General features: G+C 39.5%; 17 protein-coding genes and 1 pseudogene. 10 read left to right on the plus strand and 8 right to left on the minus strand.

The window, feature by feature from the left end; all coding sequences use genetic code 11:
* The 5 genes and pseudogenes from LWH95_RS20760 to LWH95_RS21755 form a co-directional block, all read left to right on the plus strand.
* Positions 1-230: pseudogene (locus LWH95_RS20760) on the plus strand (hypothetical protein); the annotation flags it as partial.
* Between the two features lie 58 nt (positions 231-288).
* Positions 289-1941, plus strand: coding sequence for an FAD-dependent oxidoreductase (locus tag LWH95_RS20765; RefSeq protein ID WP_232920293.1), 1653 nt, complete (start codon positions 289-291; stop codon positions 1939-1941).
* Between the two features lie 54 nt (positions 1942-1995).
* Positions 1996-2343 (plus strand): ArsR/SmtB family transcription factor, encoded by a 348-nt coding sequence (locus LWH95_RS20770; RefSeq protein WP_060398001.1) that lies wholly within the window; start codon positions 1996-1998, stop codon positions 2341-2343.
* A gap of 12 nt (positions 2344-2355) precedes the next feature.
* Positions 2356-3654 carry an arsenical efflux pump membrane protein ArsB gene (locus LWH95_RS20775; protein WP_003240543.1) on the plus strand — a complete coding sequence of 433 codons (1299 nt, stop codon included), beginning with the start codon at positions 2356-2358 and terminating at the stop codon, positions 3652-3654.
* Between the two features lie 149 nt (positions 3655-3803).
* The gene (locus LWH95_RS21755) at positions 3804-4550 is read left to right on the plus strand and encodes a MerR family transcriptional regulator (protein WP_225516338.1); all 747 of its coding nucleotides are present in this window, start codon (positions 3804-3806) and stop codon (positions 4548-4550) included.
* 116 nt (positions 4551-4666) lie between these two features.
* Here LWH95_RS21755 and LWH95_RS20785 read toward each other — a convergent pair whose 3' ends face one another.
* Complete coding sequence (locus LWH95_RS20785) at positions 4667-5587, minus strand: DMT family transporter (RefSeq protein WP_232920294.1); 921 nt, start codon at positions 5585-5587, stop codon at positions 4667-4669.
* A 134-nt stretch (positions 5588-5721) separates the two neighbouring features.
* On the opposite strand from LWH95_RS20785, the gene LWH95_RS20790 reads away from it, so the two are divergent.
* The gene (locus LWH95_RS20790; protein ID WP_232920295.1) at positions 5722-7170 is read left to right on the plus strand and encodes an aminotransferase-like domain-containing protein; all 1449 of its coding nucleotides are present in this window, start codon (positions 5722-5724) and stop codon (positions 7168-7170) included.
* Positions 7171-7248: 78 nt separating this feature from the next.
* Here the strand turns inward: LWH95_RS20790 and LWH95_RS20795 are convergent, their stop codons facing one another.
* Entirely contained in the window at positions 7249-7866 is a 618-nt protein-coding gene (locus LWH95_RS20795; protein WP_232920296.1) for a flavin reductase family protein, read from the minus strand.
* An 89-nt stretch (positions 7867-7955) separates the two neighbouring features.
* Between LWH95_RS20795 and LWH95_RS20800 the strand changes: the two genes are divergently transcribed.
* The gene (locus LWH95_RS20800) at positions 7956-8636 is read left to right on the plus strand and encodes an ArsR/SmtB family transcription factor (RefSeq protein ID WP_232920297.1); all 681 of its coding nucleotides are present in this window, start codon (positions 7956-7958) and stop codon (positions 8634-8636) included.
* 86 nt (positions 8637-8722) lie between these two features.
* On the opposite strand, the gene LWH95_RS20805 is transcribed toward LWH95_RS20800, so the two are convergent.
* The 3 genes from LWH95_RS20805 to LWH95_RS20815 all read right to left on the minus strand — a co-directional run bounded on the left by LWH95_RS20805 (position 8723) and on the right by LWH95_RS20815 (position 9572).
* Positions 8723-9160, minus strand: a complete 438-nt coding sequence (locus LWH95_RS20805) for a carboxymuconolactone decarboxylase family protein (protein ID WP_232920298.1) — start codon at positions 9158-9160, stop codon at positions 8723-8725.
* A gap of 89 nt (positions 9161-9249) precedes the next feature.
* Positions 9250-9426 carry a hypothetical protein gene (locus LWH95_RS20810; protein WP_148983059.1) on the minus strand — a complete coding sequence of 59 codons (177 nt, stop codon included), beginning with the start codon at positions 9424-9426 and terminating at the stop codon, positions 9250-9252.
* Positions 9423-9572: a hypothetical protein gene (locus tag LWH95_RS20815; RefSeq protein WP_003240557.1), complete on the minus strand. Its 150-nt coding sequence runs from the start codon at positions 9570-9572 to the stop codon at positions 9423-9425. Before LWH95_RS20815 ends, LWH95_RS20810 begins: the two co-directional genes overlap by 4 nt.
* Positions 9573-9844: 272 nt before the next feature.
* Here LWH95_RS20815 and LWH95_RS20820 point away from each other — a divergent pair, with 272 nt between their 5' ends.
* From LWH95_RS20820 to LWH95_RS20830, 3 genes are all read left to right on the plus strand, one after another.
* Positions 9845-11068 carry a sensor histidine kinase gene (locus LWH95_RS20820; protein WP_232920299.1) on the plus strand — a complete coding sequence of 408 codons (1224 nt, stop codon included), beginning with the start codon at positions 9845-9847 and terminating at the stop codon, positions 11066-11068.
* Positions 11061-11702, plus strand: coding sequence for a response regulator transcription factor (locus tag LWH95_RS20825; RefSeq protein ID WP_232920300.1), 642 nt, complete (start codon positions 11061-11063; stop codon positions 11700-11702). The genes LWH95_RS20820 and LWH95_RS20825 overlap by 8 nt, the downstream gene beginning before the upstream one ends.
* 121 nt (positions 11703-11823) lie before the next feature.
* Entirely contained in the window at positions 11824-13998 is a 2175-nt protein-coding gene (locus tag LWH95_RS20830) for an MMPL family transporter (protein ID WP_232920301.1), read from the plus strand.
* A 52-nt stretch (positions 13999-14050) separates the two neighbouring features.
* On the opposite strand, the gene LWH95_RS20835 is transcribed toward LWH95_RS20830, so the two are convergent.
* The 3 genes from LWH95_RS20835 to LWH95_RS20845 form a co-directional block, all read right to left on the minus strand.
* The gene (locus tag LWH95_RS20835; protein ID WP_232920302.1) at positions 14051-14740 is read right to left on the minus strand and encodes a DUF554 domain-containing protein; all 690 of its coding nucleotides are present in this window, start codon (positions 14738-14740) and stop codon (positions 14051-14053) included.
* A gap of 91 nt (positions 14741-14831) precedes the next feature.
* Positions 14832-15644: a MerR family transcriptional regulator gene (locus LWH95_RS20840; protein WP_148983064.1), complete on the minus strand. Its 813-nt coding sequence runs from the start codon at positions 15642-15644 to the stop codon at positions 14832-14834.
* 185 nt (positions 15645-15829) lie between these two features.
* Positions 15830-15913 (minus strand): IS3 family transposase (locus LWH95_RS20845; RefSeq protein WP_131121716.1); only part of this gene is annotated, 84 nt, incomplete at its 5' end.

The raw sequence follows: 15913 nt of genomic DNA on the forward strand, positions 1-15913 counted from the left end.
ATATAAATATATGCTTATATAATGGCGGTGTAACAAAATCTAATGATTTGGCACTAGGGAGCGTGGGCAGTGACTCAGCTTTTCATTTTGTCATCGTACTCATGTGTGTATTCGTATTACTTGATTATCATCAAGACAAGATAAACGGAATCCAATTAATGATCTGGGCTGCACTTGTATTTATGACAGGGCCAATCGGTTTTTTCATATATTTGTTTAAAGCGACATGAATACTTGAAATATCATGTAACCAAAAAATTTAATTTACTCGTAATGGAGGATTATTCAATGAAGATGATTATAGTTGGTTCGGTTGCAGCTGGTACGTCTGTTGCGGCAAAAGCACGAAGAAATAATGAAAACATTGATATTACAGTTTATAATGCAGATTATGATATTTCATATTCAATTTGCGGTATTCCATACTTTTTAGGCGGGGAAGTAGAAAATCTGAGTTCCCTGACTCCTAGAAGTGCTGCATGGTTTAAAGATCGATATCATGTTGACATCTTTACCCGCCATGAAGTGACTCAAATCAATATTGAACAAAAGAGCGTTGTGGTGAAGGATCTTGAAACGGGAATTGAAAAGATTGATTCATACGATTCGTTAGTTCTCGCCACAGGCGCATCGCCAATCACTCCAAATATCCCTGGTGTTGATAGAGAGCATGTCTTTCAAGTAAGGACGATACAGAATACTGCTCAAATTGATCAGTATTTGACAAAAGAAAATCCTAAAAGAGCAACGATTATTGGAGCGGGCTATATTGGACTGGAGTTAGCTGAACAGCTTACCCGCAAAGGGTTGGACGTAACCTTGATTCAACGCAGTCACCAAGTTATGCCACACCTTGATAGGGATATGGCGTTTAGAGTTGAAGAAGAACTTCGAAGAAATGGAGTGCACTTGTTATTAAATGAAGAAGCCACATCCATAGAGGAAAAATCAGTTCATACAAGATCAGGGCAGTGCATTGAATCAGATATTGTGATTGTAGCTGCCGGTGTCCGGCCTAATACGAAAATTGCAGCAGACGCTGGTGTTGCCCTTGGTTCAACCGGTGCGATTGCAGTGAATTCAAAAATGCAAACGAACGTAAAGGATGTCTATGCAGTGGGTGATGTTGCAGAAAGTTATTCCTTGATTACAGGTGATCCGGTTTATCGCCCGTTGGGATCTACTGCAAATAAGATGGGACGGATTGCAGGAGATGTACTTACCGGCGGGGATCTGGAGCATCGCGGCATCCTTGGAACAGGTATCCTGAGAGTGTTTGCCTTAACTGTAGGGCAAACCGGGCTAAGCGAAAAAGAGGCAAGAGAGCATGGGTATGACGTTGAAGTTCTATATAATCTCAAACCTGCGAGAGCTGACTATTTAGGCGGCAAAGAATTGGTGATAAAGGCTGTAGCAGATAAATCCACGGGGCGTATTCTCGGTGTCCAAATTGTTGGGGAAGAAGGCGTAGATAAGCGTATCGATGTGTTTGCAACAGCTATTACGTTTAAAGCGAAAGCAGAGGACTTATTCCATTTAGATTTGGCATATGCTCCGCCATTCAGCACCACCAAAGATCCAGTTATGTATACGGGAATGGCTCTTGATAATGCAATCAAAAACAAAAATCGTTTAATCACGCCAAATGAATTATTGAAAAGGATGGATAATGGAGAACGTTTGCAAATTATCGACACAAGGGCTGAAAAACAATATCGCGTCTCACACGTGCCTGATGCATTGAATATTCCTTTGTCAGAACTTCGGGAACGTGCAAACAAACTAGATCCTGATCTCACCACAATCACTTATTGCAATAGCGGGGTAACAGGAAATGCAGCCCAAAACATTTTGATCAATATGGGAATAAAAGACGTTTACAATCTTTCCGGAGGAAACAAAAACTTTCAAACATATATCAAACTAAAGGGTAATGTATAATCAATTAGCCTATATAATGATTTAATTATATATTGATTTAAAGGAGGGGCTCATATGACTGTTGATACAAAAATAGGAGTTGCTGCGATGACCCGCTGTTTAAAAACACTTAGTGATCAAACAAGGCTTATGATGATGAAAATATTTCTTGAAAAAGAATATTGTGTCTGTCAATTGGTTGATATGTTCGAAATGAGTCAGCCTGCTATCAGCCAGCATTTGCGAAAATTAAAAAACGCGGGATTTGTGAACGAGGACAGAAGAGGGCAATGGCGTTATTATTCAATAAATAAATCATGTCCCGAGTTTGATACACTGCAATTACTCTTACATCAAATCGATCAGGAGGACGAATTGTTAAAGCACATTAAACAAAAGGAAACTCAAGCGTCTTGCCAGTAAGGAGGTATTAGATTGACTTCAGTCATTTTGGCGTTATTCATCTTTTTATTAACTTTAGTATTAGTCATATGGCAGCCGAGAAACTTGTCTATAGGATGGTCAGCCTGTGGAGGAGCTGTTTTGGCTCTAATAGCCGGGGTTGTGAATTTTCATGATGTGTTAACTGTGACAGGGATTGTTTGGAATGCGACATTGGCTTTTGTAGCAATCATTATTATATCTTTAATCCTTGATAACATCGGTTTCTTTGAATGGGCAGCGCTACATATGGCAAAGGCTGCAAAAGGAAACGGTGTGCGCATGTTCATTTATGTATCTATATTAGGGGCTATAGTCGCCGCATTATTTGCAAATGACGGTGCGGCTCTTATATTGACACCGATTGTATTAGCGATGGTCAGAGCTTTAAACTTCAATGAAAAATTGGTTTTTCCTTTTATCATTGCCAGCGGGTTTATTGCAGATACGACCTCGCTTCCATTAGTAGTGAGCAATTTGGTCAACATCGTTTCAGCAGACTATTTTCATATCACGTTTATTGATTATGCATCCAGAATGATTGTCCCGAACTTGTTCTCGTTACTGGCAAGTATCATTGTACTTTACCTTTTCTTTAGAAAAAGCATACCAAAACGTTATGATCTGACTGAGGTAAAAAAACCTGTTGAAGCCATAAAAGATCAGAACATGTTCAAGCTATCATGGTATATCTTGGGGTTGTTGTTAGTTGGATACTTTGCAAGTGAATTCTTATCTATCCCTGTATCAGTGGTAGCGGGTATCATTGCAATCTTTTTCTTAATTGCTGCACAAAAGAGTCCAGCCGTTCATACAAAAAAAGTGCTGAAAGAAGCGCCGTGGGCTATTGTGTTCTTTTCAATTGGCATGTACGTTGTTGTGTACGGTGTCCGTAATGCTGGATTGACAGATGTCCTTTCAGATGTGATTCAAACCATGGCTGATCAAGGAGTGTTTGCAGGTACGATTGGAATGGGCTTTATTGCGGCGATTCTTTCTTCCGTTATGAATAACTTGCCGACTGTCATGATTGATGCACTGGCTATTGCCGGCACAGATACACATGGGATGATGAGAGAAGCGCTCATATATGCAAATGTCATCGGTTCAGATTTAGGACCTAAAATAACACCGATTGGTTCCTTGGCGACACTATTATGGCTCCATGTCCTTTCACAAAAAGGTGTGAAGATTTCCTGGGGCACGTATTTTAAAACAGGAATCATTCTAACAATCCCAACACTATTTATTACACTTGTCGGCCTGTACATTTGGCTGATGATTATTCATTAACCGGAAAATCGTAATGAAAAAGAACCTATAAAAGGTTCTTTTTTTCATTACATGGCTTGTTGTTTTTAGTCATAAAAGGTGAAATGAATGTGTTGACTCTTACCTTCGAGGATACCTTAGTATAAAGAACACGGAAAGGAGGAATTGAAGTGTATACCGTTCGTGAAGTTGCAAAGTTAGCTCACACAACAGTGAAGACGTTACATTATTATCACAAATTAGGCCTTTTGATTCCGGAGCAAACGACGGAAGCAGGCTACCGTTTATACGGAAAAAAGGATATCGAACGATTACAGCAAATCCTTTTTTACAAAGAACTGGATTTTCCTCTCAAAGAAATTCAACAATTATTAGATGGAGAAACTGATAGAGAAAATATGCTGATCCAGCAAAAATATTTATTAGAACAAAAAATCGAACGATTTAAAGGACTGGTCAAGACAATCAATTCCTCTATCAAAAGTGCCAAAGAAGGAGTTGAATTAGATATGGAAACAATGTTTAAAGGTTTTGAATCTGAAGAAGAATGGGAAGAAGCCTTAAAAGACCAAAATGAACATTTGAAAAAAGAGTATGATTTTGATTTATCCAATCAAACAATTGATGTAGAAGCAATGAACGATTCTGCCATAGAAGCGCAGTCATTTAATGAAGATATGGTTCGATTCTTGCAAGAAGGCTTCTCGGCAAACGATCCAAACGTTTTGGATCGAGTAAAAGAACACTTAGCCTTTTTGAGAAAAAAGGGGCATCCATCAACACCGCAAGACTTTCTAAATCAGACAGAATTTTTCATCGCTGATGAGTTTCATAGAAATATGCTTGAGCAATTGCAAACAGGTTACGCTTATTTCCTGAATAAAGCAGCAGCTACTTATTTGGCAAATATAAAATAGCATTCAATCATAAGCCATTTATTGCCCAGTTTCAAAAAGAGGTTATAAATGAAAATATGTTTTTACCAGGTAACGAATAAAGGAGATACCAAACGATGTTTGGTATCTTTTTTGCTTTAGAGTTTGTTACCCCTTTTAGAAGAAAAATGGGGGATTAAAATCTGATTCATTTTATTTCCTTTTAGGTAGGTGAAACACACTCCGCCGATTGTCACCACCCCGCCTAGCAGGGAGAAGAATACGGGTATTTCACCTATCCACACCCAAGAAATGATCAAGGCCAAAGCCGGTGTTACATAAAGTGAAAGGGTTGCTTCAGAAGCACCGACGAGTGAAGTGACATATGCAAGTGCAAAGTATGGCACAACTGTTGGCAATAAACCTAAATAAACAATAGACAATGTTGCGTTCATGGATGCGTTTATCATCTCCCCGCCTAAGCCTGGTAAAAAAACAAGCATAGGTACTGTTCCGCCCCAAATTGTAAATGTAACGAATGGAATAAAACCATATTTTTTGATGTAACGGGGTTGAAAAACGAAGTAAATGCTTTCTGAAAAAGCTGCCAGCAGAATGATCACAATACCTTTCAATGAATATGTATAGTCTCCTGTCCCAAATGCAATTAATGACACACCAAATAAACTGATGATAGAGCCTATCCATTTAGTAAATCCAAAATGCTCCCTAAAAAACAGGCAGGATAACATAGCAGAAAAGATTGGTGCCGTGGTGACGAGTAAGCTTGCAACTCCGGCACTCACTGTTTTTTCACCGATATTCAGCAAACTGTGATAGAGTGCAAAACCTAAAAATCCTAAAAAGAAAATGGCAGGAATGTCCTTCATGTCAGGTAAGCGCATCTGTGTAAAAACCGCAAAAAGCAACAATGCCAGAGAGCCGACTAATAAACGAAATAAAGCAAGATGTTCTGGTGTGTAATCTTCCAAGCCTGCGCGAATCCCAGGAAAAGCTGATGCCCACAAACCGATCATCAGACTGTTAGATATGATCATTTGAACTGTTTTCTTTCGCATATTTCTCCCTCCTCTTTACAAAAACCAACCAGTTATTTAATGTGTTTCTATACTAATAAAGATTTGGTGGTATGGCTTCAACCAGTTAAACGGATTTTAACCCAACCAATTTAGTTTGAAGGAGACTGCTTATCATGAGCTTTCCAGAAGAAAAAAAGATGAAAAAACTTCCTAAGTACATACAAATCATTCATTTTATAAAGGAGAAAATAGGAAATGGAGAGTGGCCGATTGGAAGCAAGATTCCAAGCCAGCGCACGCTTGCAAAAGACTTTCAGGTAAATCGAAGCACAGTGATTACAGCCTTAGAGGAATTAATGGCAGACGGGTTAATAGAAGGCAGAATGGGGAAGGGCACAGTTGTTATCAACAATACATGGACACTACTGGCTAAAAATTCTGCTCCTAATTGGGATCAATATGTAACCTCTGGAATCCAGCAGCCTAGCCAAAAAATCGTTCAAGAGATAAACCAATCGGAATCAAATACGGATCTAATACAGCTCAGCAAAGGCGAGCTTTCAACTGAGATTTTTCCTTTGGCTGCTATGAAAGAGATGATGGGCAAGGTATCTCAAAACATGGAAGCATTCGGATATGAGGAACCAAAAGGTTATTTCCCATTGAGAGAGGCATTAAGCAACTATTTAAGAACTATTGGAATCAATGCTTCACCTTCTTCCGTTCTGATTGTTTCTGGAGCGTTGCAAGCCTTACAGTTGATATCAATGGGCCTTTTGCAAAGAGGATCAACCGTTTATCTTGATCAGCCATCCTACCTTTATTCATTACACGTGTTTCAATCTGCCGGTATGAAACTGACTGGCCTTCCTATGGATCGAGACGGGCTTTTGCCGGAAAATATTCATATGCCTAGAGGGGCACGGGGAAGGGCTATATTATATACAAATCCATGTTTTCATAATCCGACCGGTATTTTAATGTCCAAAAAGCGACGAGAAGAAATCTTAGCAGCAAGTGAGAATACACAGCTTCCCATTATTGAAGATGACATTTATCGTGAGTTATGGATCGATGAAGTTCCGCCATATCCTATCAAAACAATAGATAAAAGTGGACATGTGCTATACATAGGCAGTTTATCGAAAACGTTAAGTCCTGGCTTGAGGATCGGATGGATCGTCGGTCCGGAACCTGTGATCGAACGTTTATCCGACATTAAAATGCAAACAGATTACGGATCCAGTTCGTTATCCCAGAGAGTAGCGGCAGAGTGGTTTACATCCGGCCAATACCAGCGGCATGTAGAAATCGTTAGACAGCAATTAAAGGTGAGAAGGGAATTGGTCTTGAGTGCTTTAGAGACCCATTTGAAGAATGTTGCAACATGGAATGTTCCTAAGGGAGGATTCTTTGTCTGGATAAAAATATTGCCTGCTATATCAATGAAATTACTTTATACGAAAGCCTTATCAAAAGGGATTCTTCTTAATCTCGGCAGTATCTATGCTCAGGAGAAGGGGAATTATGTACGCTTATCATATGCTTATGCATCCCTTGAAGACCTTCAAAAGGGGATTTATGAATTGGGTTTGATGATAAAAGAATTAGCAAGTAAGTAACTCTATATCCTTAAATGGATGTTCACACAAAAAGAGACCAAGCCTGATGATGGCTTGGTTTTGAAAAGGTAAAAAAGGTCATGTTTCTGAACGAAAGGTCTTTCCTATTTCTCTTCCTAAACCAAAATAATGTCTAAAATTATAGATAAGTGGACTCCATTTAGAAGGGTTTATATGGTTTTCGTTCAATATGATCCTTTTCTCGGCGTGAAAATGTAATGCTTGTGTCTCTACAATCGCAAATGATGGTTCATATTCTGGGATCCGAATATGTTTGACTACGACTTCAATGTGGATAGGGCATTCTTTAATTCGTGTTGGTGCTACCGTCTTTGATTTCAAAGGTGTTAAACCTGCTGCCTCATATTTTTCTTTTTTATATGTAAACCCGAGCTGTTTCTTCAAAGGCGGCACATTCTTTTTTCCGCTATAAGACGAAATTCTTTCAACGTGTTCCCATAAATCCGGGCCAGGCAAGTTTATGACACATTCTTTGTGTCTTTCCAAATTTTCAATGGCTTTTCCCCCCAGGCCTACTCCAAGGACAATATAGTTTCCAAGAGCCCAAGAAGAAGACATAGGACTAATATTAGTGGTGCCATCCTCATTCAATGTGGAAAGAAGAAATGTTGAGGACCCATAATACATGATTTTTGGTTTGATTTCTTTAAAATGAGTGTCTTGTTCAATGTCCAACGCTTATTCCTCCTTGTCATCATTACATACATATTGTAAAGGTTTAACATTTCAACTATCATCGAAATATGAATGTAAGGAGGAAAATCATGAATCCTAATATTGCAAAAATCTCTTCGTTGCTATCTGATCCCTCTCGTTCTTCCATTCTTCTCAGCCTAATGGATGGAAGGATACACCCTGCGGGAGAGCTTGCATATCTCGCTAACATTAAACCTCAAACCGCAAGTTTTCACCTGAATAAATTGCTTGAAGCAAAGCTGATTAGCGTAGAGAAGCATGGAAGACATCGGTATTATAGGTTGTCTAACTCAGAGGCTGCCAGCGTGATCGAACAGTTGCTTAGCATTGCACCTAAAGAAAAAGTCACGTCTTTAAAAGATTCAAAAGAGAAAAGTGACTTGCATTTTGCCCGTACCTGTTATGATCATCTGGCAGGTTATGTGGGCGTGCAAATCACAAATTCACTTGTTGAGCAGGGGATGTTAAAAAAAGTCGATTTAAACTTTGAGGTGACGTCAGAGGGCTCTTTGTTCTTTTCGAATTTTGGCATCAACGAAGAACAGCAGCGAAATAAGAGGAGGGCATTTGCCCGCTGCTGTTTAGATTGGAGTGAGCGGCAGCATCATCTTGCAGGAGCGTTAGGAAATGCCCTATTGGTACGCATGTTAGAAGAAAAATGGATCGTTCGTATGCCGAAAACGAGAGCGGTTAAGATTACACAAAGCGGGAAAAACGCATTTGAGAAGTACTTGAAAATGTATATTTAGGGTTTGAGTATTGGAGGAGAGGCATTTACTCAGAAATAATAAAGAAGGAGTGGGATTCGTTAACATCTTACTCCTTCTTTTTATGTTTAAGTTGCTTTATTCCCCATTGCAATAGAGATGCGATTCCAACTGTTTATCTGATTGATGATGAGAACAAGGTCAACATATTGTTTTTCATCATAATGCTCCCGCACTCGACGGTACAGCTCATCAGGAACCCTTTTAGATGGAATGAGGGTAATGTGCTCAGACAGTTCGAGAGCCGCTTTCTCTTCAGGTGAATAAAAATCACATTCATTCCAAGCGCTTAAACAGTAAATTCGCTGTTCAGTTTCGCCCATTTTGCGGGCATCGGAAGTATGCATATCTAAGCAAAAAGCACAGCCGTTTATTTGAGAAACTCTGATTTTGATCAGTTCTCTCGTGGTTCGGTTAATTGAAGATTGCTTCGTGTATTTCTCCATATCCATCATCATCTTCATACCTTCAGGTGCAACATCATAGTAGGACACTCTTTGACTCATAAGGCAAGACTCCTTTCCTTAAGATACTTAGATTGTATCCCGGTATTGATCATTTTACCAATGTGCAGTTTGTATGGCATTATATTTCACTATTTTTTGGCAAGAAGCTGCTTTGAATAAAAATAGGGATAGCCCAAAATGATGAGTGGAGCTGCTAATGCAAGCAGGATCCATGAGCCTGAGTGACTGTCTCTAATGACTCCAATGAATATACAAGTACCGATAAGAAAATATAATAAAGCACCTAAAAACCAATACATGTTCATTCCTCTTTTTCTTTACACGTGATCTTTGATTGAGTATTTTTGTCTTTCTCATTGCTTAATCGATCAGGGCACTGATTTTTTAACACTTTTTCAGTTCGGATTCCTTTTCTTTTTAATGATAAAATTGTGAGATCAATCGATTTCATGATGATCATTCCTTCAATGAATAGTGGGTTCCTCATTATTTTAAATGTAAATTTGGAAAGATAAAACGTACATAAAGGCAGAACGATTATGTACGTTTGGGCAATGATTACATGTTGCGAACCTCTAATGGTTCAATGTACCTTGGTATTGTTGTGTTCCTTCTCTTCCTATAAAATGATTGGATAAAAGTATGAGTTGCACGTTCAAATAAATGGTGTGCCGCTTTCATAAGGAACGGTTCAGTTAAACTGTTAAAGGAAGTGGATGAGGTTTGTTTAGAAGGAATCCTTTCAAAGAAAAATATTACTCACATGATAGGCGCGCATTAAATATGCTTGCACTCAGAGTTCCAGGACTAGCTTTTATTCTCATGATCTACATAGCCTCTATCGTGCTGCAATTTATTACTGGGAGCTGGTCCATTTTATTGCTTCATGTGTTTACAATATTGACAGCTATTTTTGCTTTGCTGCATTGGCATTCATATCGCTGGGTGAAGAAAAGGGTCATTCTCTATTTTGTACTGCAAGGTTTGATCACTTTTACACTTGCTAATTTCATGACGGGCTTCTTAGTGCTGATCATCATTGGCCTTTATGCATTTTTGATTGGACAGATTATAGGAATGGCAGATAGAAGAAAGACTTTCCTCATTCTTTATTTATTGTTTCTGCTGTCAATCAATGTTCCATATCAGATTCACAAAGGTGAATATTTGCATTTTCTTGTCATTGCCGTACCTATTATGATCGTGATTATCACTTATGCCGCTACATTTTTTGCCCAAGTCGATGAAAAAATAAAAGCGCAGCTGACTCTTGAAAGGCTGGAGCTTGCCCATCAGCAGGTAGAACAGCTGACACTGCAAAACGAGAGACAGCGTATGGCCCGGGACTTACACGATACGCTTGCTCAAGGTCTGGTTAGTTTAAATATGCAGCTGGACGCTATTCATGTTCATCTCGCCAAAGACAACACAGAGAGAGCAAAAGAAATCGTTCAGCAATCTATGAATAGAGTCAAAAGCACATTAGCTGATGCACGTTCAGCGATTGACGATCTGCGCAGCAAATCTGAAGAAATCGGTTTTTTAAAAGAAAGAATTACCTCATTAATGGATCATTTTCAGGAGTCAACAGGCACGGCTTGTTTTTTAGACTACAGGTTACATCAGGTGCCAGACGTTCGTACAGCTGAAAACTGCTATTACATCATTGGAGAATGCATAACGAATGCAGCAAAGCATGCTGAAGCAGAAACGATCTGGGTATCTATTTGGGATGATGAAAAAGGGAGACTGCATTTAACTGTCAAGGACAATGGCAAAGGATTTAATGTTGAAAAGGGAAAGAAAAAGAGAGGACATTATGGGCTTCTTGGTATACAAGAACGCGTCAGAGCAATGAATGGCCAATTCAATATAAAGAGTACAAAATCTATAGGAACACACATCGAGATTAACGTACCAATTCAGGGAGAGATGCAGGATGAATAAGGTTTTAATCGTTGATGACCATCTTGTCGTGAGGGAAGGTCTGAAGCTTTTAATTGAAACGAATGATCACTACACCATCATAGGAGAGGCGGAAAATGGCAAAGCAGCAGTCCGCCTTGCAGATGAATTAAAACCGGATATCATTCTCATGGATTTGTATATGCCTGAGATGAGCGGATTAGAAGCCATAAAACAAATAAAAGAACAACACGACATCCCCATCATTATTTTGACTACGTATAATGAAGATCACTTAATGATCGAAGGAATTGAATTAGGAGCGAAAGGATATCTGCTGAAGGATACGAGTTCAGAAACCCTATTTCATACAATGGATGCAGCGCTAGGAGGAAATGTGCTGCTGCAGCCTGATATTTTAAAACGTCTGCAAGAAATCCAATGGGAGCGGATGAAGAAGCAGAGCAGTGATACGCAGCTGACAGAAAAGGAAGTCATTGTTCTAAAAGCAATTGCGAAAGGTCTTAAAAGCAAAGCGATCGCCTTTGATTTGGGCGTCTCTGAGCGAACCGTAAAGTCTAGATTAACGTCCATTTACAATAAATTAGGCGCGAATTCAAGAACTGAGGCAGTGACGATTGCCATGCAAAGAGGCATTCTGACATTAGATGAATAACATCATATATTTGCAATTTGCCCAAACGTACATGCCCGAATGTACGTTTTTTTTATTTCATTGTCAACTACAATGAGAAAGCAAAGAATGTGATCAAGCAATGTGCTGAAAGGAGATTATCATGTCTAGAATGTTATATAAATTAGGAGGATGGGTTGCTCGCCATCGCATAAAAGTAATATGTGCGTGGATCGTTGTGTTAGTTGCTTCGATAGGGCTTGCCATCACATTAAAACCAAGTTTTTCTGAGGATATGTCCATACCTGACACACCTTCGGAAAAAGCGCTGGATGTCATTCATAAAGAATTTCCTCACGGTCCTGATAAAGGAAGCATACGGGTTATTTTCGGTGCTGAAGATGGAGAGAAGCTTACTGCAAAATCAGCGAAAACAGCAATCGAAAATACGTTCAAGGAAATCAATAAAGATGATTCCGTTGACTCGATTGCGAGTCCTTTTGTTACAGGAACAATCGCGAAAGACGGCACAGTTGCCTATGCTGATATCAAGTATAAATCTTCAGCAGATGATATCAAAGATGACTCTATCAAACACTTAAAAGACAGTTTGAAAATAGCTGATGATGAGGGATTACAGACGGAACTTAGCGGAGATGTGCCAGGAGCCGAGATGGAGATAGGCGGAGTATCTGAAATTGTCGGCATTATCTTGGCTTTTGTCGTGTTAGCCATTACTTTCGGCTCTTTATTAATAGCAGGTTTGCCGATTTTAACAGCACTAATTGGTTTAGGTGTAAGTATTGGACTGGTGTTGATTGGGACACAAGTATTCGATATTGCGTCCGTCAGCCTTTCATTAGCCGGAATGATTGGCCTTGCGGTTGGTATTGATTATGCTTTATTTATTTTTACGAAACACCGCCAGTTTTTAGGTGAAGGTATACAAAAAAATGAATCGATTGCGAGAGCCACGGGAACAGCAGGAAGTGCAGTCGTTTTTGCCGGACTTACTGTTATCGTCGCGCTTTGCGGATTGACTGTCGTTAACATTCCGTTTATGTCTGCAATGGGGCTGACAGCAGGGCTTAGTGTATTGTTAGCTGTTCTCGCTTCAATCACGCTTGTGCCTGCCGTTTTGTCGATAGCGGGGAAACGGATGATTCCGAAACCAAACAAGAAAAAAGAAAAACAAAGCTCTGAAACAAATGTCTGGGGACGCTTTGTCACAAAAAATCCTATCATGCTAAGTGTATGCAGCATTCTCATTTTGCTCGTCATTAGTATCCCATCTATGCATTTAGAACTGGGCTTGCCTGATGCAGGGATGAAAGCGAAGGATAATCCTGATCGCCAGGCTTATGACTTGCTTGCCGATGGTTTTGGAGAAGGATTTAATGGCCAATTAACACTTGTAGCGGATGCCACAAGTGTGACAGGAAATAAGGCGGAAGCATTTGCAGATGCAGTGAAAGAAATAAAGGAACTAGACCATGTATCGAGTGTCACTCCTGCAATGCCTAATAAAGAAGGGAACTTTGCCATCATTACGGTAGTTCCTACAACCGGTCCAAATGATGTGGCAACGAAGGATTTGGTAAAGGATGTACGCAGCTTATCAGATAAAAACGGGGTAGATTTGCTCGTTACTGGATCAACTGCAGTGAATATTGATATTTCTGATCGCCTGAATGATGCGATACCGGTGTTTGCTGTACTCATTGTCGGTTTTGCGTTTGTGCTGCTGACAATCGTTTTTCGTTCACTGCTGGTGCCGCTTGTTGCGGTTGCAGGTTTCATATTGACGATGACAGCCACTCTCGGAATCTGTGTATTTGTCTTACAAGACGGGAACCTCATCGACTTTTTCAAAATACCTGAAAAAGGGCCGATACTCGCGTTCCTGCCGATTTTATCTATTGGGATTCTGTTTGGATTAGCGATGGATTATCAAGTGTTCCTTGTAAGCAGAATGCGTGAAGAATATGTGAAAACAAAAAAACCAGTACAAGCGATTCAAGCTGGATTAAAACACAGCGGGCCTGTTGTTACCGCAGCCGGCTTGATCATGATCTTCGTTTTTGCAGGATTTATCTTTGCTGGTGAAGCTTCTATTAAAGCCAACGGATTGGCTCTTTCCTTTGGTGTGCTCTTTGATGCATTTATTGTAAGAATGACACTGATTCCAAGTGTGATGAAGCTGATGGGGAATGCAGCCTGGTATTTGCCAAAATGGCTAGACAAGATCATTCCCAATGTGGATATAGAAGGGCATCAACTCACAAAGGAAATACAGCCGGAAATAGATCATGAACAAAAGAAACAAATCAGTGTGTAGTAGAAAAAGCAGATCTTTCATGATCTGCTTTTTTGTTTAATATTTAAAATAATTAAAAATGCAATCCAAATGCCTGAATCACGAAAATGACAACAGGCGGGATCAAGAGGGAAGGCAGCAGATTCAGTGTTTTGAACTTCTTGATTCCCAGAATGCTTAACCCTGAGCTGAGGATAAGTATGCCTCCTACAATTGTGATTTCGTTTATAAGGTCTGTATTGATTGCGCTCTCCATTACTTTAGCAAATAAATAGATGGAGCCCTGCCAGGCAAATAACACAATGGCAGCCGCTGCTATTCCAAATCCAAAAGTCGAAGCGAGCACAATGGAGGTAATCCCATCTAACATACCGTTTGTCAGGAGGTACGTATAATTTTCATTCAGCGCGGCTTCAACAGGGCCCAATATTGACAGCGAACCTATACAAAATAATAAGATCGCAGTTGATAAACCTTCCGCTAAATTGCTTTTAGAGAATTTGTTCACCAGCTTGTTGAATCGCAACTCCAGATCGATGCTCTGGCCAATCAATCCTCCAAGGGCTAAACTCACGATAAAAAGAATGGGGTATTTACTATCAGGCAAATGCTGTGTAATGGCATTGATCCCTAACGCCACTGCAGCGAATCCCATTGCCTGCATCAGAATATCCTGGTATTCATCTTTAATGCCTTTTTTGAATATCCCTCCGATGATACTTCCTGCAATGATCATAGCTGTGTTAAAAATAGTTCCAAACATAAGCTTTCTCCTCCAATAATGATTCCTGCATAAAAAATAAACCCTCTAGTTAGTAGAGAGTCAAGGGATATTGACAGCATATTCTTGGGGTTTACTTGATGGGCAGCAGGATTTCAGTCACATAATTGTCTAGATTATTCGTAATCCCATAATCAATGAGTGTGATTTCGATTGAGTCCCCCGCTACCTCATAATGATGTTCTTTCATATATGCCAGTAACTTTTTGTAATAGGGTTCGGCCTCTGGATGTGACCCTTTAAACCTAATTTGCAGATATTCTCTTGAAGGAAAAATGATTTCTGATGAAGTGTTTTCATTTTCATCTTCAAGAATCATGAATATGCTGGAATATTTGTCGAACTGATTTGCTTTTACATTTGCTGCTGAAATGGATAAACCTATCTTGCCTATAAATATATCCTCGTTCACATTCAGATGAGTTCTCAATGCTGCTAATGAATGTTCGATATCATGGCCGAGAATATACTCATGCTGTAAATAAGCCACACGTAATGCGGGAAGTTTGATTTTTGAAATGTGATGTAACGGCGTGTTGACGGCATCTTCTATTTGGATGATCCGGCGGGAGATCTTTTTTTCAATGCGTTCCAATTCTCTCTTTTTGCGATCAATTTCAGTTTGCTGGCTTTTCAGTAAATGAATCAGAGTGTTTGTATTTTGGGAATTGTAAAAATCAAGAAGTTTATTGATAGGCAGACCTAAAGCTCTCAAATACTTGATGGTGTCCAGCCGCTCAAACTGTTGGGTAGAATAATATCTATAGTTTGTTTGCTCGTCTTTATATTCCGGTTTCAAAAGACCGATTTCATCATAATACCTAAGCGCAGAGATTTTCACATTGAATAACTTTGAAACTTCTCCAATCGAAAAAAATTCCTTCATTCTAACAACCTTTCTGTTCATATGATGGGTTACCCTTTATATACATCCACATTATATATGATGGCGGAGGCCACCTAAAGGTAAAGTTTGCGATAGGCTGAGGATAGAATGCGGCATAATGCAATAAAAAAAGCTCCTTTATGAGGGACTGACCCCCGTTTTTGAGACAGGGGTCAAAACACCTTTTAAACAGCCAATTGCCGATAGTTTATCGGTGATTGGTTGTTTAGTTTGGTTTGAATACGAATATTGTTATAATAATGAATGTA

The organism is Bacillus sp. G16 (assembly GCF_021282335.1).
GTDB lineage: Bacteria > Bacillota > Bacilli > Bacillales > Bacillaceae > Bacillus > Bacillus inaquosorum.

Excerpts from the sequence above, each read along its gene's own strand:
- LWH95_RS20765 (WP_232920293.1), top strand. The coding sequence starts at position 289 with ATGAAGATGATTATAGTTGGTTCGGTTGCAGCTGGTACGTCTGTTGCG.
- LWH95_RS20770 (WP_060398001.1), top strand. The coding sequence starts at position 1,996 with ATGACTGTTGATACAAAAATAGGAGTTGCTGCGATGACCCGCTGTTTA.
- LWH95_RS20785 (WP_232920294.1), bottom strand. The coding sequence starts at position 5,587 with ATGCGAAAGAAAACAGTTCAAATGATCATATCTAACAGTCTGATGATC.
- LWH95_RS20790 (WP_232920295.1), top strand. The coding sequence starts at position 5,722 with ATGAGCTTTCCAGAAGAAAAAAAGATGAAAAAACTTCCTAAGTACATA.
- LWH95_RS20800 (WP_232920297.1), top strand. The coding sequence starts at position 7,956 with ATGAATCCTAATATTGCAAAAATCTCTTCGTTGCTATCTGATCCCTCT.
- LWH95_RS20805 (WP_232920298.1), bottom strand. The coding sequence starts at position 9,160 with ATGAGTCAAAGAGTGTCCTACTATGATGTTGCACCTGAAGGTATGAAG.
- LWH95_RS20810 (WP_148983059.1), bottom strand. The coding sequence starts at position 9,426 with ATGAACATGTATTGGTTTTTAGGTGCTTTATTATATTTTCTTATCGGT.
- LWH95_RS20815 (WP_003240557.1), bottom strand. The coding sequence starts at position 9,572 with ATGAAATCGATTGATCTCACAATTTTATCATTAAAAAGAAAAGGAATC.
- LWH95_RS20825 (WP_232920300.1), top strand. The coding sequence starts at position 11,061 with ATGAATAAGGTTTTAATCGTTGATGACCATCTTGTCGTGAGGGAAGGT.
- LWH95_RS20830 (WP_232920301.1), top strand. The coding sequence starts at position 11,824 with ATGTCTAGAATGTTATATAAATTAGGAGGATGGGTTGCTCGCCATCGC.
- LWH95_RS20835 (WP_232920302.1), bottom strand. The coding sequence starts at position 14,740 with ATGTTTGGAACTATTTTTAACACAGCTATGATCATTGCAGGAAGTATC.
- LWH95_RS20840 (WP_148983064.1), bottom strand. The coding sequence starts at position 15,644 with ATGAAGGAATTTTTTTCGATTGGAGAAGTTTCAAAGTTATTCAATGTG.